Annotated in this window: 1 pseudogene; it reads right to left on the bottom strand. The window is 60.6% G+C overall.

The features are described from left to right. A pseudogene (locus tag EOB80_RS34340) lies at positions 1-200 on the bottom strand (insulinase family protein); the annotation flags it as partial. Between the last annotated feature and the right edge of the window lie 193 nt (positions 201-393).

Raw genomic sequence — 393 nt, 5'->3', positions numbered from 1 at the left:
ATATGGGTGACGATCGGCGCACGGTGGTCGGGAATGACGACCACCTCCATGCCGTTGTCGAGCAGGAAATCCGTGACCTTGAACTCGGCCGGAACCGTGTTGGGCAAGACGGGGCTCTCGGCCAGCACCGGGCTGGTCATGACAAAAGCCAAAGAGGACGCCAACAGCGCTCCGCACAGCCATTCAATCCTGGATGTCATCAACGGCTCCGGTTCTGTCTGCAGACGATAGGCAAGGTACTGGCGACAAGCAAAGTTAATTGTTGGTCATTTTAGAGGCGGTGCTCGGTTCCTCGCCCCGTGAAGCGGGGGAGAGGTGGCTCGGCGAAGCCGAGACGGAGAGGGGGTCTGCGCCGACGAGCCGAGGAAAAGCTGGCCTGACCGTCTCGAAAGC

It is taken from the genome of Mesorhizobium sp. M7A.F.Ca.MR.245.00.0.0 (assembly GCF_003997415.1).
Lineage (GTDB): Bacteria > Pseudomonadota > Alphaproteobacteria > Rhizobiales > Rhizobiaceae > Mesorhizobium.
The sequence above is the reverse complement of the archived record's forward strand: the minus strand, read 5'-3'. Positions and strand labels throughout refer to the sequence as shown.